The organism is Corynebacterium sp. 21KM1197, from assembly GCF_033783015.1.
Classification (GTDB): Bacteria; Actinomycetota; Actinomycetes; order Mycobacteriales; family Mycobacteriaceae; genus Corynebacterium.
Genome location: NZ_CP123907.1, coordinates 576,650 through 598,421, shown reverse-complemented (window position 1 = coordinate 598,421; position 21,772 = coordinate 576,650). Strand labels below are relative to the sequence as shown.

Here is a 21,772-nt window from a genome sequence, read left to right as displayed (position 1 = left end):
GCTGCCCTGGCCCCACTTTTTATTTTCTCCCCCCAACACAGAAAAACAGAAAAAGCCGATGTCCAATACCGATTCCCACCCCACCGGCCTCCTCTGCACCGCCGGAGAAGCCACCGCCGACGTCGAGATCATCACCGCGCGCGACGTCCCCTCGGCGGGCCCCGCGCCCTCACCGTGCACCGCACTCTGCCCCAACGACGCCGCAGCCTCATCGGCGCCTGGTGCTTCTGCGACCACTACGGCCCCTCCCCCGTGGCGGAGACCGGCGGCATGGACGTGCCGCCGCACCCCCACACCGGGCTGCAAACCGTCTCCTGGCTCTTTAGCGGAGAAATCCGCCACGACGATTCCCACGGCATACACGAGGTGGTGCGCCCCGGCGAGGTCAATCTGATGACCGCCGGTGCGGGCATCTGCCACTCCGAAGTATCCACCGAGGGCACCACCGAACTCCACGGCGTGCAACTGTGGGTGGTGCTGCCCGAATCCGCCCGGCACGGCGAGCGGCGCTTTGACCACTACGTTCCCGAGCCCGTGACCTTCCCCGGCGGCTCCGCCCTGGTGTTCATCGGCTCCGCGCTCGGCAGCACCTCCCCCGTGGCCACCTTTACTCCCCTGCTCGGCGCGGAGATTCGGCTTTCCCCTGGAGCCTCACTTGACCTGCCGGTCAATCCCGAGTTCGAACACGGAGTGCTCGTAGATACCGGCATCATTGCCGTGGAGGGCACCACCGTGCGGCGCACGGAGTTGGCATATCTGGGCACCGGCTCCGATTCCCTCGCGCTACGCAACACCAGCGGCGAGGAGGCTCGCCTCATTCTCCTGGGCGGCACGCCCTTTACCGAGCCCGTGGTGATGTGGTGGAACTTCATCGGGCGTAACGACGCCGAGATCCGCACCTTCCGCGAGGAATGGAACGCCCACGGCGAGCGTTTTGGAGAAGTAACCGGCTACGTGGGGCACACGCCGGGAGGCATCGACAGGCTCCCCGCCCCGACCATACCGGTCACTCATCTTAGCGCCAGGAAGAACCCGGCGGCTATCGCTCGTCCCGGGCATGACCCCTACCGCCCCTACCCCCAAAGGAAAGAATAATGACGCAGAACCTCACCGATAAGACCGGCACCCCCGTGGACGTGCGGGTCACCCCCAAGGGCAATGCCTACGCCATTTACCTCGACGGCGCGGACCGCTGGGCCGGGGCCACGTACTTCCTCGACCGGGGTGAGGAGCGCATCTTCTTCCACACCACGGTGGGCGAGGAATACGCGGGCCGGGGGCTGGCGGGAATCCTGGTGGAAAACGCCCTGGCGGATACCCGCGCCCACGGGCTGACCGTGATCCCGGTGTGCCCCTTTGTGCGCTCGTGGACGGGCAAAAAGGAATGGGACGGGCCGCTGCGCCAGCCCACCGAGGAGGATCTGGCCTTTGTGGCCGAGCATTCTTAAGGATTAATCGCCAGGATCGCCGCGTGATCGCGGAGATATTCGCACAGGTAGGGCAGGGAAAAATCCACCTCGCCCCGGCTGGTCTCCGCGATCATCTCAGCGTCAAGCAAACGACGCCGATAGTTCCCGGCATACGAGGCAGACACCCCCATGCGCTCGGCAATATCGCTGGTTTTCGAGGGGCCGCTATCCTGCGCCATGAGCACCAAGAACGTCCTATCCACCTCGGAGAGATCGGATAGCGCGGGCTCGTGGACGAGCTGACCTAACTTTCTTTGAGCCATCTCCACCCCGGCCCCTGCGGCAGCAGGAGTGATGCGGTTGCCCTCCTTTTTCCTGAAGGAATACTGGCCCACCAGCTGAATCATAAAGGGATAGCCCTGGCAGGCCGCCACGGCCTTGACTATCGCCGCCTCGTCCCATTCCATGCCCATCTCCAGGAGGGGTTTACGCAGGGCTTGTTCCACGGCGGCGGCGGAAACGCGATCGAGTTCTATGCGCTCCGCGCGGCGCAGGAACGTGACGGGATTAGCGGTGCCCTTATCCTCCAGCAGCGGCCTGATCGCGGAGGGGATACCCGCCATCGCCACGGCGATCTCCTCCCCCTCCCGCACGAGGTGCTGGATCGTCGCGCCGAACTCCACGACCTCCTCGCTGCGCTGATGGTGCATCTCATCGAGGGTAATGAACACGCCCGTGGGGGCTTGATTCACACGACGGTCTTCTTCCCTCTTATAAGCCAAAAGATCCTTGAGGGCCTCGCGCAGAGTATAGGTGGGATCATTGAGCGCAGCGGACTCCCAGTTCACTCCGCCGCCCATGCCAAAGAGCGTGAGCTGGAATCCCCGCACCTTGCTCTTGTTCTGCGTCAGGAAACGCACGATCTTATCGCGTAACCGCCGAACAAAGCCGGTAGTGGCGGTCTCACTGATCACTCGCCAACCATGCCGCGCCTCCGCCTCATCTTCCAGCGCATTAAGAAGAACGGTTTTCCCGATTCCCCTCGGCCCCACCACGAGGGAGACCCGCTCGTGGGTACCGGGGCCATCCTTGATGGGCATAACCGAAGTTTTCCACCACTTGATCCCGGCCCACCAACTCCGGCGGCGTGGTGCCGAGGCTTGCTTTAAAGGGGTTCCGCCGACGGTTCATGCCCACAGCATAGCCGAGGGGCTTATGAATGGTTATGAAATTTATGAATTCTTATGAATTTCAGGACAACGCACAAGAAAAAACGCGGTATCCAGGAAATTTCCTTGGATACCGCGCTTAACGTGGTAGCGGGGGCAGGATTCGAACCTACGACCTCTGGATCTATAAAAACAGCCCACAAGCCAGCAAGCCGCCAGACCGGCAACGCAGCACGCCATCAACCCGGAACCAATAAATGTCACACAACGAGATAAATAGTAACCTATAGCACATGCTCATCTCTGATAGCCCCTACCTCCTACCCATACCCAAGATTTGGCACGATGAAATCCGCACCTGGGAGATACATCTGCACACATCCGGGATCCGTCACCGATCCGTTGACACACGCATACGCCACATCCGCTACCTCGCACGAGAAATCTACAAAGCCCCAAACAACGTCACCGAACGTGACCTCACCCTCTGGCTAGGCGAGAAAAACTGGTCCCCGGAAACACGACACTCCCACTACACATCAATCCGCGCTTTCTTCACCTGGCGCTGCACCTGGTACGGACACGACAACAACCCCGCAACAAACCTCCCTGCGGTACGACGAAACCAGGGAAGACCACGACCAATCCCCGAAGAAATCTTAAGAGAGGTTCTCTATGAAACCCCACCACGAACAAGCCTCATCGTCCGACTTGCAGCAGAACTCGGCCTCCGCCGATCAGAAATCGCAATCATCTGCGCCAAAGACATCACCGTCACCAATGACCAGCCATACATCATCGTCCACGGCAAAGGAGGAAAAACACGGACGCTTCCCCTCACACGCTCACTCCACAAACACATCACGACATACATACAAGACAAATACTGGCTCTTCCCAGGAAACACCGATGGACACCTCTCACCAGCAGCAATCGGAAAAATTGCGTCCACCGCACTACCAGACGGATGGAGCCTGCACACCTTACGCCACCGATTCGCCACCAGCGCCTACCACGACACAAACGACATCATCGCAGTCCAAGAAGCACTCGGACACGCCTCCTTAAACACCACACGCAGATACACCCAAATAGAACCTCGAGGCCTCATCAAGATCACCAACGCCACAGAAATCAAGCTCACCAACGCACGACCCCCGAAGGAGAAAAAACCATGAGCACCATCATCACCGTCTGCCACCTCAAAGGCGGCACCGGAAAAACAACCACCACCATCCTGCTCGCCACCGCTTTGACCAACCTCGGATACAGCGTCACCGTCTACGACGCAGACCCCCAAGGATCTGCATCCGAATGGGCAGCACTCGCCGCCGACAACAACACACCCCTTAACTTTCCCGTCACCGTCGCCAACCCAGCCACCCTCAACCGCCTACGCCCCCGAACAGACTACGTCCTCATCGACTGCCCTCCCGGAGGAAGCACTGCCATCAACGCAGCGATCAACGCAGCCGATGAAATCATCATCCCTACCAGCCCCAGCGAAATAGAAGTGGACCGCATGTGGGACACACTAAGCCTCTCCACCACTAAACCAACTCATGTGCTCATCACCAGTGCTCGCCTCGGCACCACCGCACTCACCGACATCCAAAAAGCACTACGCACCGAGCATATCCCCACCTACCGGACGATCATCCCCCTCCGACAAAAAATCAAAGCAATGTGGGGCACAAACCCCACAGGCATGCTCTACGGCTACGACACACTAGCCAACACCATCACAGAAAACATCGCACTGAAGGAGACCGCCTAACCATGAACCCCATGCTCCCCCAACGACGTCGCCCCACCCGCAGCGCTGTCCGCGCAGAAGACACCATGCGCAAAGCCACTGACCCACGCCCCAAAATCACCTTCCGTGTTGATCCAGAAACACGAAGAAACCTCAAAAGCTACACCAGCTTCCATGGAATCACCATGGAACAATTTCTCAACCAACTCATCGAGGAATACCTAGAAGAACACACAGCACCCTATATCTCAAACACCCGCCCACCCAAGAATTAACCGCCCACCCAACAACGCCCCACCCCGAAAGGTGACATCATGACCACTACCATCCACGCACTAGACCTACCATCCGCGACGGCCAACCTCTACGGATTCATCTTCTGGGCCATTCTACTCGGCATCCCCATCGTCGCCTTTATCAAAGCAAAAGGCATCATCTCACGCTTCCTCGCCGCAATATTCATCCTCCCCTTCTCCGCAATTCTCGCCTTCGGCTGGGGATTCTTCGGAATGGTTTTCGCTTTCTCTGGTGCCATCATAGAAAAAACTAACGAAAACTACACCGAACTCCACAACAAAAACGTCCTCGAATCAGGAGAAGGAACACTCATCCCCACCCCCACATCCGACCCCAACGAGAACTCTTACCAAGAATAAGGAGGATACAAATACACCCCCAGCAATCCTCCTGCCGCTACCCACCCCGGTCAAGCAATCAGCTTGCTGGCAAGTCAGACCCCCTCATTGACTACTTGCCAGCAAACCAGCTTACGAAGAAAGCTTAGACGACATCTCGTCTATCGGGCTGAACCCATCAGAAACGCCCGGAAGAGACGGAATGTTAACAGGACCAACCCCCGGAGCACTATTCTCCGAAGAGGCCGTCATCGGAGCACACGGAACAGCAACATCACGCCCCAAAGCGTTAGCAGTCATGGCAATCGCACGGGGAGAATAGGTAATACCAAGATGCTCCGAAGCGTCCAAGCTACACCCATCCTGCAAAACATAGTTCTCTGCACCTTCTGCAGTGTACTGGCTTGCAGACAAAGGAGTTACCGCTTCATCAAAGAGGGTAGAGATAGAAACATACTTCACCCCAGGAACTTCAATAGGGCCATCATGAAGCTTCTTGTTAAACTCACTGTCAGGAAGCAAATCACGGACACTCGGGCTAGCAATCAACTCAGTAATGAGATTTCCCATACCATTGAGTGCATTCAGCTTCTCCAGGCCATACCCAACACCTAACAAACCAGTGCCATTCAGCACACCAGAGATTGACACAATAGTACCAACCCCTTCACCACCTACCTGCTTGGCATACGCAGTAGCAATGGTGGCACCAGCAGAATGACCAACCATATCCACAGCCTGCGCACCAGTCATCGCTTTGACCTGGGCTATCTTCTCAGTAATTTGCTCTACCGACTGAGAGATAGGTGCCATAGCGCGGAACGTAGGAATAGAGCCCAAAAGCGAGCTTCCCTCAGGAGTAGGAGTACCAGGAAGCTTACCGACGTTAAATGCGTACACGCACTTCCCCATCGCAGCCAGGTCAGGAGCCATGGCTGCAAACGTTTGATACGAGTTGGAGTTAAGCCCATGCAAAAGGATGACAGGATTCTCCCCAGGCTCTGGCGTACACGCGACATTAGACCCTAACGGGCTAATATCTTCCGTCAGTCCCTGCTTGAGCATCACATCAGCAAAACCGGGGACCCTCTCCCCCTGCGGCCCCATGCCAGTCCACTCCAGCACCTCACCACCAACAGCAGGCTGACCACTCGATCCCGGCACAGCTCCAGCCTGGGCACTACCAGCAAAAAGAGCTAAAGCCGCAACGCATGCGGCCGATATACGTGAAATTTTCACGATCTACCTCACACCTTTCAAGAAAATAGAGACTGCCCGCATACGCAAGGCCAAGAACACCATACCCAAAATAACTATGATCAGCAAAGCAGCTATATGTGACAAATGTAATTTTTACTACATGAAAATATGCATTATTACTGCAACGAAAAAAGGCCGGCACTTTAAAGTGCCGGCCTACTCATATGGACAAAAACTGGCTAGACAGATCCCACGGAACCTGTAGAAATCTGACCCGGGAGCGCGATAGTCCCGTACACCCACGGCAAGATCGGGGCAACTGCAGTGTAGTTAGCTGCGATGTGCCCCCCTTCATCCTTGCCACCCACCGCAGAAATCACGCCATAAACAAGCCGCCCATCATGGAACGGTCCGCCGGAGTCGCCCGGCTCCTGGTTCCCAACAATCCCTCGGGTCACAAACATCTTCGCATTCCCACGGCCATCATTATCGTCATAGTGACCAATAACTTCCGCAGTGCCTTGCTGGAGCGGATAGCGACCAGCGCCCCATCCACTGATCTGACTTACATGACCAGTAGACGGAATCATCGGAGACAGCACAGCAGGCGCCACAGGCATCGCTTCCGTAGTGTGCACCAAAGCAACATCTGCCCCAGAAGGATGAACGACTATCCTATCAATCTGGTAATCGCCTTCCGCTCTTTCCCCAAGCTTGACGGTTCCATTTTGCTGATCACCCACACAATGCTGTGCGGTGAGCACCCAGTTAGGTGCGACAACAGATCCGCTACACAGACCAGAGACCAAAACCTTAGCTGCCCAAGGAGTATCCACGGCATCATGGCCACCTTCGACAGCTCCAGCCACCGGCACTATCGACGTTGACACGGCGCAGGTAGCCACCACAGCTAGCTTTTTGAAAAAATTCACAACTCCATCTAACTACATCAAAGCAAAGATTACCTAAGTTCCCAGCACACCCGCATAAAACATGACCTAGCAACCAACGTTCCATGCACCCAGAGCATCCACTTCAGCACCTACCCTTCAGCCATGGCTACCGCCACACCTCCTCACAACTGGAAAATCGATGCAGAATCACACCACACCCAAAGGTCTACCCATGAAAGCCCTACTTCAACGCACATCGCCACAGCACAGTCCCGCCAATTGAGAACCAAAACTATCAGAAAAATCTGTAGAAAATAAAGTTAAGACTTGTATCCCAGAAAGCAAAGACTACAATCTTAGTAGTGCTTAAAACACAGCTACCTCATCGGCACCCAGCTAGACTGGTCGCCATTGGGTTTCTCGCCACGATCGCAGTCGGGTCTGTGCTTTTATCCCTGCCGTTCGCATCAGCGTCACACCACTCCACCTCCCTACTCACCTCGTTTTTTACCGCCACCTCAGCTGTATCAATGACTGGACTGGCAGTAGTTGACACCAGTTCCCACTGGAGCGGCACTGGACAAGCCGTAATAATCGCGCTTATCCAGATCGGCGGCTTCGGAATCATGGGCCTTACCTCACTAGCAGGGATGATCATCACCGGCCACATGAGTCTGCGGTGGCGCGTTACCGCAACAGCGGAAGGGCGTTCCCTCACTACCGCCGATGTTAAAAAAATACTCATCGCCACCTTTTTCCTTACAGTTTTTTGCGAACTCACCACGGCGAGCATCATCGCAACACGCATGGCCATATCCTATGGGCAATCTTTTCATGAAGCACTATGGTCTGGAATATTCTATTCAATATCTGCTTTTAACAACGCAGGGTTCGCCCTCGAGGCAGACAGCCTCACCCGCTATGTTTCCGACATATGGATCATCATCCCCCTATCCCTATCTTTCATAATAGGAGGAATAGGCTTCCCCGTCGTCATTGAGATCATCGACAAAATAACGGCTTGGCGGAAAACCGGAAGAAAAACATTCAACCGCCTTTCTCTAACCGCAAGGATCTCACTTACCGGAACGGCAATCCTCATAGCAGCGGGAACCATGATGGTAGCAACCCTTGAATGGGCAGGAGCACTACACCACCTGCCCACAGGGTCGAAAATTTTAGCTGCATTTTTTCAAGGAGCCTCTCCCAGGACCGCTGGTTTCAATTCCATCGACTACGGATCCATGCACCCCACCACTTTGATGGGCACCGATATCCTCATGTTCATTGGAGGCGGGTCCGCCGGGACAGCAGGAGGCGTAAAGATAACAACCTTTGCCATTCTCTGCGCCGCCATGATAGCCCAATTCAGGGGGCACCACGATACCACAATACATGGAAGGAAAATACCCAATGAAGTTACACGACAATCACTAACAGTATTCGCCGCCGGAATCATTTCTGTCACAATCTCCGTTGGCCTACTAAGGGTCCTAGAACCTCAATTTTCTGCCGACCAAATTTCCTTCGAGGTCATCTCAGCATTCTCCACAGTGGGACTATCAACAGGAATCACTGCCAATCTTTCCGGCGCTTCCCAAATCATCATCTGCGCTTTAATGTACCTCGGCCGCATTGGTCCCATAACACTCGTAGCTTCTTTAGCAGCGAAGTCCTCACAACGACAGTTCTCCTATCCTGAAGAAAGGCCCTTCATTGGCTAACTTAGGAAAAATTCTCAGCCGTCATAACAAAATTGACCTCGACTCCGTCATGGTCATTGGGTTAGGACGCTTCGGCTCTGCCGTTGCCGATGAATTAATCAGCCACGGGGTTGATGTACTAGGAATCGATACCAGCACACGCATCATTCAAGAGCATCGCATACAGCTCACAGAAGCAATCGTAGCCGACACAACCGAAACTGAAACCTTGGTTCAACTAGGCGCTTTGAACTTCGACAAAGTTGTGATCGGCATTGGCAGCAACCTGGAGGCCTCGATCCTCACCGCATCCAATTTAGTCGAACTTGGCGCAAAGGATATCTGGGCAAAGGCCGATTCCAATGCACACGCACGTATCCTTAGCCAAGTAGGCGTACACCATGTCGTCCGACCCGAGCGTGAAACAGGTCGTCGCGTTGCTCACCTCCTTGCCGGAAAGTTCCAAGAGTTCGCAGAGTTCGACAATGACTATGGGATGATCAAGATGGTCCCTCCCAAGTTCCTCCGCATACAGAGAGTCGATAACGGTTACCTCATACAAAAGTATGGTGTCCACATCGTATCAGCCAGGGTTAACGGAGTATGGGGACCTGTCCAACCAGGCGCCACGCTCACAAAGGACGACCTCGTTATTCTCGCTGGCAAACCAACGAAATTAGAGCAGATCCCTGCCCAGTAAACCCAACGCAGCCGCTAAGGAGGAAAGAGTAAAAGGCCCCAGAAAAACTGCAACACCAACACGCTACGACATACACGCCCCTGCTTCATTTGCATGTGAACCAACCGTTAAAGTAACGTAGCATGCCAACGTCAAAATATCCCCAAAGAAAGAGGACGCCTCCATGGCACGCAAGGAAGTTACTCAATTCTTCGATGATCTTTCCGGCAACCCCCTCAGCGCAGAAGAGGTTCAATCTGTCATCTTCGGAGTGGACAACGACACATACATCATTGACCTCTCCGAGGAAAACGCCGAAAAATTCCGCGAGACCCTGCAACCCTATATCCAGGTAGCTCGTAAGCATGTCGCCCCCACTCAGAAAATCCGTCGTACCCGTGGTGTAACCGCTAACGGTCGTGCACGCGAGATTCGCCAGTGGGCAATCGACCAGGGCAAGGAAATTTCCCTGCGGGGCAAGATCCCCACGGAAATCATCGAGGCGTATAACACCGCCCACAAATAAATAGAGATCCTATATTTCATGAACAGTCCCGCTCAACACCAACCAGGCGGGACTGTTCATGAAGCATCTGAGCTTGGTTGATTTGTTTGAGCGGTTCCCCAACCAAGAGGCAGCACGGATGTTTCTGGAGACTCAGCGCTGGGTGAAGATCGACTCCCGAACGCATGCCCTGTATGTGGGGTGGTAAGAGTTCCGTATGTGCTTGAGTCTCGACCTGGGCATTTCCCGTGTCGGGAAGCCTCATGTAGGGCGGAGTTTACTGTGCGTACTGGGACGGTGATGGAACGCTCTCATATTGGTTTGCATAAGTGGATTTTCGCGGTCTATCTGTTTGTATCCTCTCGCAAGGGAATCAACTCAGCGCAGTTGTCTCGCCAGATTGGGGTGACACAGAAGTCCGCATGGTTCATGCTGCAACGCCTCCGCGCTGCGTGCGAAGCAGAAGCCCTTGATCTGTTTACCGGCGTGGTAGAAGCAGATGAAACCTATATCGGCAGCAAAGAACGCAATAAGCATGAGTCAAAGAAGAATCATGATGGTCGCGGGGCCAAGGGGAAGGCTGCTGTTGTGGGTGTACGCACTCGTGATGGCAAGGTTGTAGCTAGGCATCTTCCAAATACCACTACTGCTACGATCATGGAATTTCTCACCAGTAGCATTGACCAGACAGCAACCCTCTACAGTGATGAGCACCCTGCCTACCGCAGGATGGAACAACCACGGCAGCGTGAACCAGTCCGCGAAGCAGTTAATCCACACCAACGGCATTGAATCCGTATGGTCAGTACTCAAGCGCGCATCACAGGTGTGTACCATGTCGTGAGCCTTACTCATATTCAGCTATACCTTGCAGAGTTCAGCTTCCGACTCTCCCGCTGCCGTATGAGCCTTAAGCAACAGGTAAAAGATGTACTAGCAGTGATGGTAGGCACAAGGATCACCTACAAACAGGTGGTGCGTGAGACATAAATAATAGTTGTAATTGCTCATGGCCTTCACCAGGAACGACCCTAAGCCAGCGCACACATCGCAGACAGTACCGAGATAGATACAACGCCGGGCGGGGCGTGGATGACATGGATTAGGCGAAACCAGCCTGCCACTAAGCAGAGCGCGCCGTGGTGCTTGCCGTCGAGCGGCCTACCTGGACGACACGGCTCCGGCATCCACCGTGGAGGGCAGGCGTAGCCAAGCATCATGAACCAAGGCGGGCACAACTAGACGCGTAGCGCCAAAAGGTGCGCCAAGCGCCAAATAGTAGTGCCGGTTACGACTTGCTATTCACCTTGGTCAGATGAGGGTTGCAGCTTTGAGCGCCTCCCGGAATTCAGACATGCGGTTTTCCTGATTGTAGAACGGTAGGCCGATGATGCGGTAGTCGGTGTTGTCGACGTAGATGGTGTGAGGGATGGCGTTCTGTTCAATGGCGAGCAAGAAGTCTTCCTTCCACTTGTCGGTTTGTAGCAGGTGCGTGCCCTTCGGCTCCACGTAGATCTGTTGCTGCTTGTAAGCCTGGCCCTTCTTGCGTAGGAAGATAAGGTAGTCAGGTTCGAATCGCTCGCCGGTGGCAAACGAGTAGATGACGAGCGGAGCCAGCCGTTCGTTGCGCACCAGGTAGACCTCGTCGTAGCGCTGTTTGAGGTCGTCGACAACCGTCGAGAAGTACTTGACGAAGGACTTCTCTTCGCTGGTGCCGTAGTTGTCGTTGTAGACGTACCAGCCTGCGTCTTCGAGGTTGATACGGCGGTTGGAGTCGGGGTCGTTGTTTTGGCTGGTGCCGAGCCCTCCTTCGACCGGGTTTGCGATCTGTAGGCGCTTGTTGCGTAGCACCTCGTTCAGCCGTTTGGCTTCGAACTGGTCCGTGCCTCGGTAGGTGACCTTGATGCCTGCCAGGTAGGTGGCGACGGCTCGGAAGACTTTGTCCAAGCCCGTTCGCAGGTCGCTCGCTGTGAGATCTTCTGTGTCGCTTTGGAAGGTGATCTCAGTTTCGCCGAGGTAGTCGCTAGAAGTGATGAACTCGCGGGTCGACTCCAGGTGCGGGAAATAGTGCTTGAGCGCCTCGAAACGTAGTGCGTCGTAACGCGCCAGCGACCCCAACGCCACGTTCAACGACATCTTGTTGATCTTGCGGCGGATCGTATGCACCTTCGGACTCTTGGATGCCTCTGTTTGCCCGCTGTCGGTGTCGAAGAGGCTCACGAGCCGTGAGGGTGCGTGGCGGACATCGAGTTGGTAGATCGCTGACTTCACCCGGTTGTCCAGCTGGGTGACCTCCTCGCGGGAGACTTCCTTTCGGCTGTTACTGAACACCATCGCGTTGTGGTAGAAGTCCGTCTGTTTGAACGAGGATTTGAGTTCGTAGGTGACTTCGGTGACTTCATCGGGCAGCAAGCCGGTTTCACGTAGCGCGAGGCGTAGCTCGGTGATGTACTTCGAGTCCTCCTTGGAGTGGTAGAGCAGAGTTTCAAGGAGCCGGTTCGGGCTGTCGAGGTCGTGATCGTACTTGCGGACAAACTTATCTGCCGGATCGCGATCCACGGACTCGTTGTCAAGCAAGAACGGGAAATACCGAGCTCCACGACCAATCAGCTGTGCCTCCTTGATCGTGTACGCGCCAGGCTTGCCTGCCTTGCCGCCCTGCCGTGTCTCGTACAGGCGGACGATGTCATAGAGGTTGAGAACGTCCCAGCCTTCGTTGAGCATATCCACCGTGAAGATGATCCGATATGGGTTGGAGTGATCTTCGAGCGAGTTCACTGCCAGCTGCTTCTCAGTCGAGTTGTCCGTCGAGCCGTTCATAATGATGGCGTTCTCTTCCGCGAACCCCTGCTGGATGCTTGAGCGCAGGGAGCGCAGGCTCGAATCCTTCTCTTGGAAGTAGCCAATGGCTTGTTTCATGAGACCGGCGGTGGCCATGTCGAGGATTTCGTTCTCGGTGAGGCGTTGGAGTCGCTGGAAGAACTCGTCGTAGAACGCTTTTGAATCATCGATCCGCTGCGACTTCAACAGCACAACGGGCTTCGAGTAGACACCGCCGTCAGCGAACAACGCGCGACGGTATTCAGACACGATCAGTGCTTGCAGCGTTCGACCCCACGGGTCGAGGACGGACTGGAAGTTCTGGAAGTCCTTTGTGAACCCAGACTCACGGAAGCCTGCCAGCGGGTAGTCAAAGACAATCTTGTCTCTGTACTTCTGCAGGATGTTGCGGTCGCGCAGATCGACAGTCGCTGTGAACTCCAATAACACGTTGTCCCGGTTGCCCTGGAAGGCTGAACTGACCGTGTATTCCCACGAGCGGTCTTCCTCATCTTCAGCCTTCGTTGCCTTCTTTGTGCGTGTATTCACGTGGTGTGACTCGTCAGAAATCATCACCACCGGGGCATCCTCGAAGTCGTCGCTCGTGAGCACGTTTTCCTTCGGATCGAGGAAGTCCATGTGCAGCTTTTGCGTGGTTGAGAAGCAGAGGTTGATACCGTTCGGGTCAGCGGCAGCAAAGTTGCTGACCTCGTTAATAGGAACCCGCATGCCATCGATCTCGACCGATTCGGCGAACAGATACTTAGCCGAAGCCGAATCCAAGAAGTTAGCTTTCGTCTTCTCGATGATGTTCATCTGATTCACGAAGAACAAGAAGTTCCGGTAGCCGAGCGAGTAGTAATGCAGGATCAAACCTGCCATCATCACGGTCTTACCTGAACCAGTCGCCATGTGATACAGCAGATGCGTCTGGCGGTTCTTCGAGAAGCTCTCGTTACTCAAGTATTCGAGCGTGTTCGAGAACGCGTGCTCCTGATATTCACGCAACTCGATGTGCGGGGCAAGATTCTGCTCGATGTGGGCTGGCAGCTCGCGGCGAAATCCGCGACTGTGAAGCACGTCGAGTTCCTCGAACAGGAAGTTGCTCTGGTTCGTTGGGGTGCTCATTATTCGCCCTTCCCGTAGAAGGACTTCGTGAACGCGATGTCAGCCTCTAACAGACCAAGCTCCGCATCCTCAGCTTCCGAGGCGTTGATATAGAGCCGGTTCTTGTCGATCAACTCAGCCACGGCTCGCTTCTGCGCGTCCAAGGACAGCTGCTCGAACTCCGATGCGGAGTCTAGCAGCTGATCCGGTAGGACAGAAGGCCTCAGCAAACCGCGCTCAGTTGCACGATCAAGGACCCGCTGGATCTCATCCGTGGTTGTTGCGTCCTGCAACTCTCTCACCAATTGTTCGCCCAGTTCGGCAAGCTCGATGTAGACGAAGGAGCCACCGCCCTTCCAACCGACACTCTTGCTGACACCCGACTTGTCGCCATCAATCACCCTACGGAGTCGTACAAGCGGGCTGTTTTTTCCATAGTCAAGCTGTTCGATACCGATGTACCGGCGCCCCATCTTATGCGCGACAGCCGCAGTGGTCCCGGACCCCAAATGAAAATCTAGAACCAAGTCTCCTGGCTCTGTATTCAAGGCAATGATACGCTGCAAGAGCTTTTCTGGCTTTTTCCCTCCCTTCAGTGTTACACCACCTTCGGACGCAATCCCCTCGTACGGCGTGTCGGTCCAGATGTTTGTCACCTGCATACTTGGCATAAGTTCGTTATCGATCTCACGAACCTTCTTCGAGTAAAATGCCAACTCCTGCCCATTCTGCACATAAACCGTGTACCGGCTATCTCTTTGGACAGCGCAAAACCAAACACCCCACCGAAGAAGACCACGTCATCTCCTGCGGTGCCACACCGGTATCCCACCCCTGTGCCGATAAAGACTCATCCCCACCCGAGGAACACCCCACAAGCAGCGCAGAACACAGCCCCATCACAACACCGACAGGCTTGAAACTTATACAATGAGACATTCAAAACACCTCCCTACTCTCCCCCATGAGGAAAGATAATTTTTCCTCAGAAGAAGACTTTCGCTATAGAACCAGCACTTGTCATCACCAAGACACCAAGAGCAATCTGAAACACCCTCACTGCAGGAGAAGTAGCACTCACCGGCTGACCACGATCACGATCCAAAACCAACATCGCACCGAAAATAATGACCGTGAGAATAGAGCAAGCCAAGCCAACATAGAGCGCTATTTCCAACCACCTCACAATGGTGTTGAGCACATCGTCCGACGGACGCCACGGAGAAACCGGAGGACTCGAAGACAACATCATCACATCAACATCTGCACAACACCGCTAGCACTACCCACCAGCAAACACCCACCACCGATACGCAGCGCCATTTCAGTAACCTCCTCAGACATCCCCCTGTTGCGCGCAACCAAAAACGTGATACCCGAAGCAATCACACCAAAAATACAAATAGCAATCGCAACCCAGGTCGCAATGTTGAGAAGATTATTAATCTTCGCACCAAACTCACCGGGAGCCTGCGGCCGAATATTCTGCCCAGGCATCGCCACCACATCAACAAAACCCATCACCGCATCATGCGATTGGACAATCATATCCGTAATCATATTTCCCACCTATCCTATCTCCACATTTTACAAAATGGAATGTTTTACATTCTCACTTTCCTCATCACTCTTTGAAATGAGGTAAAAATTTCTTGCCCGATCTCCCCCACAACAGGAGGTACCACTCCAGGAGGCAGCCTTCCGCGACGTTTACGAGCCAGTTCATCTCCCGGCACCCACACAGGCAGATCTTCACGCATCTCACCACGCCACTGATCGATATACGGCACACGCCATACCTTCTGAGTGATCTGGCTAAGCACAGCGATTTTCTGCTCCAGGGTTTTCGGTGTACGCCCTGGGGCATCAGCAACAACCACCAGCCCCAGCACCACCACATCTCCTGCCAACCCATTGCGGGCTTGGATCAACACATCATGAGCATCCTCCAAACCCATCGCCGTCGAACGGCACACCAGCACACAGCACATCGAACGCTCACCTGAAGGCCACATCATCCCCGCATCCCCAGCCGGAGCCAGGACATGGGATAACGTGGACACCCCAGCACCACCATGAGCACCAACAAGCCACACGGCCGGATCATCCTCCCCCGGTGCTACCCGCGAGGTAGCCGCCACAGGTAGTTTCAACTTAGAAGGATGAACCACAATCCCCTTGGCCTGTACCTCCTCTTCCTGAGCAGTGTTTTGCTCGACATCGACCTGCTCACCGGGTGAGTCCACTGCGCGTAACGCTCCCATTGCCTCTCCTGCCTCTACCACCAAGGAATCACGCCGCGACCCCGCGCAGATTCGTCAAGAAATCAGAAGCTGCACCAGCATCAAAGCCCACCATCTGGCCTGTCGCCGGAACCGTAGAATCACCACCAGCCAAAGCAGAAATCCAATCCACCGTGGCATCCGTGGCACTACGCCCATCAGCAGTCATCGGCACCTGCGCATACGAATCCGTTGACGCCAACCGCGCCCACGTCGCCGCATCCGTGGCTACCGACACCACCGCCTGCTCATTAAGCCCCGCAGCCTGCACCTCATCAAAAACCCGAGCCGCCGCCCCCGTCGCAGTCTCGAAACTAACCGTCTCTAATGCAGCCTCCGCAAACTTCGCAGCAGCCACACCAATCCCCACCAAGGGATCACTAGTACCAGCTGCGGAAATCGCAGCCAGGTTTCCCGGCGTCAACGTCTTACGCGCCACCGTAATCCCCGCAGCCAACCCCATACCCGCAATCTTCGACGACGCCGCCAAAACCCGCGCCCCCATCTCCCCCAACGAACGCGAATCTGAACGCTGTGCCTCCGTAGCAATCCGGCCAATCAATGTCTCATCCGGATTCATCGCCCGCGCGATCTCAAAACCACCAGGACCAAAGCTCACACCGTCTGCCACAGACTCCAAACCACCAAGAACCACAGCAGGGCCTAACGTGTCCGCGACTGCCATCAACGACGCCACCGGGTTATCCGTATCCAAATCCGGGGCCACCGCATTCACGATGGTGCGCGTGGCTGATCCCTCCGGCATCCCGCAAACAAGATCCCCGTCAATACACCACGACACCGTCTTCGCAGCCAAAGCACCAAAATCACCCACACCCGACGTCAAACCTGCAATACCACCGCCAGCAACCGGGCCCTGAGGACGCGCAAAACTTCCAAGCAACAAGCCCGCAGCACCACCATCACCACTGCCATAGCCCTCCGGGGCGCTACGAGGCAAAGAGGAAATACCCGCCGGCAACTCCACAGAAGAACGCGGAACCACCGAACTAGACACATCAGTATGTACCACACTCGGCCGTGCCGATTTCGTCACACTGACCGAAGTGGTCGCCTCATCACCATGCCGTGAACTCGTCGTAGAAACAGCAACGTCATCACCTTCTTCGGGACCCACAGTCGCCAGAGCACTCATCGAAGCGGCAATATCGTCGACATCCACATCATGAAAAGATTCCTGCCCCAAAGCCCCCACCGGCATTCCCTCCGGAGTATCAGCCCCCGAAGCAACCACAGGCTGACCATCATCACGCAACGGATCAGAAAAAAGCGCCACACCAGCAATTTTTTCTGGTGCAACAGCCCCTTCAGCAGAACCAATCTGACGCGCCACCATGGAGGCCACCTGCGCGCCTTCAGAAAAGCCAGTCAAAATCACCCTGGTATCAGGACACGAACGCTCCACCTTACCCAAGGCTTCATTAACAGCTACAACCGCACCATCAATATCAACCTCATCCCCGACCGATTCAATATTAATGTACGTCCTGGTCAACCACTTCCCATCATTATCCTGCCCACTTGCACCACCCTCACGAGAAAAATCATCGCTCTCCTGTCGCGATGAAAAATCGGCGTCCTGCTGCTCTTCCTCCAGCTCAGGAACATCAGCACTAGTGGTAGATTCCCCCCACCAATCCTGCGACGAGGACCATGACGTCTCCCCACGACGCAGGCCCCAATCAGTATCCCGGTCATCAGTGATACCACCAGAACCATCACCAGAAACTGGTTGACCAACCCTCTCTAACACCGGCAACGTAATATTATCCGCAAAAAATCCCGCATCCTCATCAGAATTACGATCAAAGACAGAATCCTGCGCAGAGTTCACCGCAATCATGTGCATCTTCCCGCACGTACCAAAATCCCACTGCGGTTCCGAGACTTCCTGCGCTCCTGCACCCCCCCCACACACCCCACCCAGGCTCACCACACTCCCCAGAGCCAGAAAAATCTTCAGCCTAGAACTAACTGACCTATTCACTTTTTGCTCCTATCTGAAATCTCCATGATCTTAAACCCGCCCTTACTTTCCTCTAAGTGATATTCCTGCAAGTACACATTCCTCCCGACCTCATCAGTAACCACCACATCTGCTGCGACCGCCTCATCAGACATCACCGTGGTCGTGGTACATACCTGCGCCTGCGGTACCGCGCGAAGCACTTCCTCCCAATTCGTCGCACGCAACGCAGAATCATCAGCAAGCAACGCCTCAAGCCCAGCGACATCCCCGGAGTAATACGCCTGCTGAAACGCCACCACCACGCCTTGAGGATCATCCGCACGCGCATCGACTTGGTCACACACCGCCACCGAGGCCGTCTCCCCTACCGATGAGCTCGCCGCCACCGCAGACGACACCCCATCTCCTGCCCTCTCCGAGGAACCAGACGACAAAGACATAACAACCCCACCACCGCCTACAACCACGACCACCAAGACACATAAACCACCGACAACCCACCAGTTGACCGGCGGCATCTTTCCCGCCTTGCGCTCTTTGCCCTGCTGAACAGCATCAGGCTCTTCAACACGATCAACCCAACCCGACCGAGGCTCAGAAGGCGTTCCTTCACCACCACCGTCAACACCATCAAACCAGTCCACCCCGCACCTCCTCCACACAGCAGAGCTAAAAATAAAACAGACTATATGTAATATTATTACAGCAAGGAGGCACGAGACAAGACCAAACAAGCATTACAGCACCACCAGATCATCCACTCCCCCAACGTTGGACGATGATGAAAAATCGGACACTCGCCATGATTCCCTTTTGCCACAGCGTCATCAGCAGTCACAAGGCAGGCAAGAGAAAATCAGCACGCTATCCTGATACCCATGGACTCAAACTTGCGGATCAACGGAAAAAAGATCATCGAGCGCCGCACCATGCTAGGCCTCAAACAAGTACAACTAAGCGAACTAAGCGGCGTCACCCACGGAACACTTCGGGCCTGGGAACACAGCACCCCCTACACACAAGACGCTGATCGCCTCTACCGGCCAACGCTACGCATCGGCGACATCGCCCGCGTCTTAGGCTATAGCCCCCGCGACCTTTTCTACCCCGTCGGACCACTAAATCTCTCCAGCTACCGCTATCTTGCCCAGAAGGACATCGCGGAAGCCTCCCAGGACCTACCATTTTCCACCGCCACACTCACACGGATCGAAAATGGACACCGCACCCCAAACGAAACGGAACTCTCCGCCCTCAGCAAGGCCTACGACACCCCCCTCATACTCATTGCCGCCGCAGCCGAAGAGACCCTCCGGGCAGCAACACAGTTACCCGCACTGGACTATTCCTACTCCACTGCACCCACACCGCCAGAAAAAGACATTGACCTCCTCACAACACTGCACCAGCTCATCTGCCTCCCCTGGACAACACCAGAAGATATCACCACAGTCCACCACCACCTTGGCACCGAACCAGACCACATCGACGCCCTCGACCAAGGAACACCTTTTACCGAGCTACCCACCCGCACCACAATGGCCTACGCAACGTACCTCCACCTCCCCATCACATCACTACTCAACCGCACCGAAGCACAAAACCATCTCATCCTCCTATCCCAGACACATGAATGCCTCAAAAACAACCCCCTCATCCTCCGACAAAAAAAGAATAGAAAGTAAAAACACGCCACACTGCCGCCAATCCAGCATGCCAGCATGCCATATTGACACATATCCAGATTGCCAAAAAAATGGCATATGAGCTGGGACGATACCCAGAACAAACGCAGTGGCCACCCCTTTTACCCATACTGTTATTCGTGTTATATTCACAGAAAGAACAGTATCACTCTACCAGTGAAAGGGGACCGTAATTATTATGCGATCTCGTTCTCTCTTCTCCGCTGTGGCAGCAAGCGCCCTCGTCGCCCTTCCCGTAGGGATGGCCACAGCCGACGAAAGCCAACCGGCAACCGATCTCACTACACACCAGCCGGGCACCGTCACCGATGACACCACGTCTCAGCCAGGTACCACCACCGAAGCCGATATCACCCAACCAGGCACAGCTCCTGGAACCGATACCGCCCAACCAGGCACCACAACCGAGGATCAGCCCACCCAACCCGACGCTGCTGAGGAATCACCTCAACCCGACACCGCAGTCACCGATACTGAAAGCGTCCCCGAAGTAACCAACACGGCACCACAAGCCGAAGAACCTACCGGCACTACCCAAACACCAGGCCCGGTAGAAAACTATCAAGCCCCCACGCACTCCACACCGCAATACCAAACCCCCGCCCCCCAGGCCTCCGCCCCTCAGGCCCCCGTCATCAGCTCCCCCGCACAGGTGGCTGCACCAATCCAAACAGCCCCGGCTACCCCTGCTGCACCCAAAGCAGTCGCTGCCCCCACACCGCAGCTAGCACAAACCGGTGGCGGTGTAGGAGCCATAGCCGCAGGAATCAGCGCCCTTGCCATCGCCGGCGTTGCCGCTGGCCTCCACCGAGCCACCGCATAACACCACACCATTTCACAAGGCCAGCACGCCACCGCGACGTGTTGGTCCTTTTTCTTGACCCTGAAAGAAGGATGATGCATAAAAAAGCACTCCACTACTTCAGCGGCATCCTCCTTGATCTCGCTGTCACCACCTGCGTACTGATCACGATGCTCACAATCCATCTATTCCTCATCACCCCGCATACCGGTGCCCGCCACGAATCCAACACCGTGGCCACACTCAACAAGCAATGGAAGAAACCCGATCCTCTCACCCCACCCGACCCCATCCCCACCCCGGAATACGGGGACACCTTCGCCACCGCATCCATCCCTAGACTAGGTGACGACTGGGAATACAGCATCAAGGCCACCACCAGCCTAGAAAACCTCCGCACCGGCATCGCCTGGTACTCCCTGACCGCACTACCAGGAGAAACAGGAAACTTCTCCCTCGCTGCCCACCGCGATGGCTCCACCGCCCCCTTCGCTAACATCGATACCCTCCAGACCTGCGATGACATCACCATCAACACCCAAGGCGGCACCTACACCTACACCGTCTTACCCTTAACCACCGACCCATCCGAGATCGACGCTTTCACCCACTGCGCCCCCAAGGCCGCAGAACACCACCCCGAGATCATCGACGGCACCATCCCCGGCCAACGCATCGTCGAGCCCACCACCGTCCAAGTCGTCAACCCCACCCCCGGCGAAGCCGCAGATGTACCCGCTACGGCCGCGTGGCTGACCTTGACCTCCTGCCACCCCCATTTCTCAAACGCGCAACGCATCATCGTTCACGCCATCCTCACCCAAGCCCACGGAAGGAACTAACTATGCTCACCATCTGGATCTGGAACCACATCCCGCCACGCAAAAACCCCGATAACGAGCAACCCCGCTTCGCCAATCGCCACCCCCGCGCTACCCCCGCCATCAAAAGCGTGATCCTCCTCGCCGGACTGCTCCTCTTGACGATTCTTGGCTCCATAACCGTCTTCCCCCACCTAGAGCAAATGATCTACAAGCTGCCAACCTTTTAAGCGTTCACATGGACTTTTATAGATACATACAGAGAAAACTAAATATAGACCAAAAGATGCCGTTC

Annotated in this window: 21 protein-coding genes and 1 pseudogene; 13 read left to right on the top strand and 9 right to left on the bottom strand. The window is 55.4% G+C overall.

Annotation, left to right across the window (positions count from 1 at the left end; genetic code table 11):
- Nucleotides 1–58: 58 nt before the first annotated feature.
- Nucleotides 59–1,095 (top strand): annotated as a pseudogene (locus tag OLW90_RS02965) (pirin family protein).
- Entirely contained in the window at nt 1,095–1,448 is a 354-nt protein-coding gene (locus OLW90_RS02960; protein ID WP_319651286.1) for a GNAT family N-acetyltransferase, read from the top strand. The pseudogene OLW90_RS02965 and the gene OLW90_RS02960 overlap by 1 nt, the downstream one beginning before the upstream one ends.
- Here OLW90_RS02960 and OLW90_RS02955 read toward each other — a convergent pair.
- Nucleotides 1,445–2,509, bottom strand: coding sequence for an AAA family ATPase (locus OLW90_RS02955; RefSeq protein ID WP_319651285.1), 1,065 nt, complete (start codon nt 2,507–2,509; stop codon nt 1,445–1,447). The genes OLW90_RS02960 and OLW90_RS02955 overlap by 4 nt on opposite strands.
- Before the next feature lie 362 nt (nt 2,510–2,871).
- Here OLW90_RS02955 and OLW90_RS02950 point away from each other — a divergent pair, with 362 nt between their 5' ends.
- Genes OLW90_RS02950 through OLW90_RS02935 form a run of 4 tightly spaced genes read left to right on the top strand, consistent with a single transcriptional unit; the run spans nt 2,872 to nt 4,990 of the window.
- On the top strand, nt 2,872–3,756 hold the full coding sequence (locus tag OLW90_RS02950) for a tyrosine-type recombinase/integrase (protein WP_319651284.1): 885 nt from the start codon (nt 2,872–2,874) through the stop codon (nt 3,754–3,756).
- Nucleotides 3,753–4,355 (top strand): AAA family ATPase, encoded by a 603-nt coding sequence (locus OLW90_RS02945; RefSeq protein WP_319651283.1) that lies wholly within the window; start codon nt 3,753–3,755, stop codon nt 4,353–4,355. Before OLW90_RS02950 ends, OLW90_RS02945 begins: the two co-directional genes overlap by 4 nt.
- A gap of 2 nt (nt 4,356–4,357) precedes the next feature.
- The gene (locus OLW90_RS02940; protein ID WP_150114358.1) at nt 4,358–4,609 is read left to right on the top strand and encodes a hypothetical protein; all 252 of its coding nucleotides are present in this window, start codon (nt 4,358–4,360) and stop codon (nt 4,607–4,609) included.
- Nucleotides 4,610–4,648: 39 nt separating this feature from the next.
- On the top strand, nt 4,649–4,990 hold the full coding sequence (locus OLW90_RS02935; RefSeq protein WP_319651282.1) for a hypothetical protein: 342 nt from the start codon (nt 4,649–4,651) through the stop codon (nt 4,988–4,990).
- 111 nt (nt 4,991–5,101) lie between these two features.
- On the opposite strand, the gene OLW90_RS02930 is transcribed toward OLW90_RS02935, so the two are convergent.
- Nucleotides 5,102–6,208, bottom strand: coding sequence for an esterase/lipase family protein (locus OLW90_RS02930; protein ID WP_319651281.1), 1,107 nt, complete (start codon nt 6,206–6,208; stop codon nt 5,102–5,104).
- A 200-nt stretch (nt 6,209–6,408) separates the two neighbouring features.
- Nucleotides 6,409–7,101 carry a S1 family peptidase gene (locus OLW90_RS02925; protein ID WP_319651280.1) on the bottom strand — a complete coding sequence of 231 codons (693 nt, stop codon included), beginning with the start codon at nt 7,099–7,101 and terminating at the stop codon, nt 6,409–6,411.
- Nucleotides 7,102–7,424: 323 nt separating this feature from the next.
- On the opposite strand from OLW90_RS02925, the gene OLW90_RS02920 reads away from it, so the two are divergent.
- The 4 genes from OLW90_RS02920 (at nt 7,425) to OLW90_RS02905 (ending at nt 10,741) form a co-directional block, all read left to right on the top strand.
- Nucleotides 7,425–8,786: a TrkH family potassium uptake protein gene (locus tag OLW90_RS02920; RefSeq protein ID WP_319651279.1), complete on the top strand. Its 1,362-nt coding sequence runs from the start codon at nt 7,425–7,427 to the stop codon at nt 8,784–8,786.
- Nucleotides 8,779–9,465 carry a TrkA family potassium uptake protein gene (locus OLW90_RS02915; protein ID WP_319651278.1) on the top strand — a complete coding sequence of 229 codons (687 nt, stop codon included), beginning with the start codon at nt 8,779–8,781 and terminating at the stop codon, nt 9,463–9,465. The genes OLW90_RS02920 and OLW90_RS02915 overlap by 8 nt, the downstream gene beginning before the upstream one ends.
- 163 nt (nt 9,466–9,628) lie before the next feature.
- Complete coding sequence (locus OLW90_RS02910; protein WP_319651277.1) at nt 9,629–9,970, top strand: Lsr2 family protein; 342 nt, start codon at nt 9,629–9,631, stop codon at nt 9,968–9,970.
- 261 nt (nt 9,971–10,231) lie between these two features.
- Entirely contained in the window at nt 10,232–10,741 is a 510-nt protein-coding gene (locus tag OLW90_RS02905; protein ID WP_319651276.1) for an IS1595 family transposase, read from the top strand.
- A gap of 519 nt (nt 10,742–11,260) precedes the next feature.
- Here the strand turns inward: OLW90_RS02905 and OLW90_RS02900 are convergent.
- The 6 genes from OLW90_RS02900 to OLW90_RS02875 all read right to left on the bottom strand — a co-directional run bounded on the left by OLW90_RS02900 (nt 11,261) and on the right by OLW90_RS02875 (nt 18,792).
- A complete protein-coding gene (locus tag OLW90_RS02900) occupies nt 11,261–13,897 on the bottom strand; it encodes a DEAD/DEAH box helicase family protein (protein ID WP_319651275.1) in 2,637 nt (878 codons plus the stop codon).
- Nucleotides 13,897–14,610: a DNA methyltransferase gene (locus OLW90_RS02895; RefSeq protein WP_319651274.1), complete on the bottom strand. Its 714-nt coding sequence runs from the start codon at nt 14,608–14,610 to the stop codon at nt 13,897–13,899. Before OLW90_RS02895 ends, OLW90_RS02900 begins: the two co-directional genes overlap by 1 nt.
- 517 nt (nt 14,611–15,127) lie before the next feature.
- Complete coding sequence (locus OLW90_RS02890; RefSeq protein ID WP_319651273.1) at nt 15,128–15,436, bottom strand: hypothetical protein; 309 nt, start codon at nt 15,434–15,436, stop codon at nt 15,128–15,130.
- Nucleotides 15,437–15,480: 44 nt separating this feature from the next.
- Nucleotides 15,481–16,122, bottom strand: a complete 642-nt coding sequence (locus OLW90_RS02885) for a DUF6668 family protein (RefSeq protein ID WP_319651272.1) — start codon at nt 16,120–16,122, stop codon at nt 15,481–15,483.
- Nucleotides 16,123–16,168: 46 nt separating this feature from the next.
- Nucleotides 16,169–18,022 carry a cutinase family protein gene (locus OLW90_RS02880; RefSeq protein WP_319651271.1) on the bottom strand — a complete coding sequence of 618 codons (1,854 nt, stop codon included), beginning with the start codon at nt 18,020–18,022 and terminating at the stop codon, nt 16,169–16,171.
- A 140-nt stretch (nt 18,023–18,162) separates the two neighbouring features.
- Nucleotides 18,163–18,792 (bottom strand): hypothetical protein, encoded by a 630-nt coding sequence (locus tag OLW90_RS02875; RefSeq protein WP_319651270.1) that lies wholly within the window; start codon nt 18,790–18,792, stop codon nt 18,163–18,165.
- Nucleotides 18,793–19,026: 234 nt separating this feature from the next.
- Here OLW90_RS02875 and OLW90_RS02870 point away from each other — a divergent pair, with 234 nt between their 5' ends.
- From OLW90_RS02870 to OLW90_RS02860, 3 genes are all read left to right on the top strand, one after another.
- Nucleotides 19,027–19,833, top strand: a complete 807-nt coding sequence (locus tag OLW90_RS02870; RefSeq protein WP_319651269.1) for a helix-turn-helix transcriptional regulator — start codon at nt 19,027–19,029, stop codon at nt 19,831–19,833.
- Nucleotides 19,834–20,748: 915 nt separating this feature from the next.
- Nucleotides 20,749–21,498, top strand: a complete 750-nt coding sequence (locus OLW90_RS02865) for a class E sortase (protein ID WP_319651268.1) — start codon at nt 20,749–20,751, stop codon at nt 21,496–21,498.
- A 2-nt stretch (nt 21,499–21,500) separates the two neighbouring features.
- Nucleotides 21,501–21,707, top strand: a complete 207-nt coding sequence (locus tag OLW90_RS02860; protein ID WP_319651267.1) for a hypothetical protein — start codon at nt 21,501–21,503, stop codon at nt 21,705–21,707.
- The last annotated feature ends 65 nt before the right edge of the window (nt 21,708–21,772 follow it).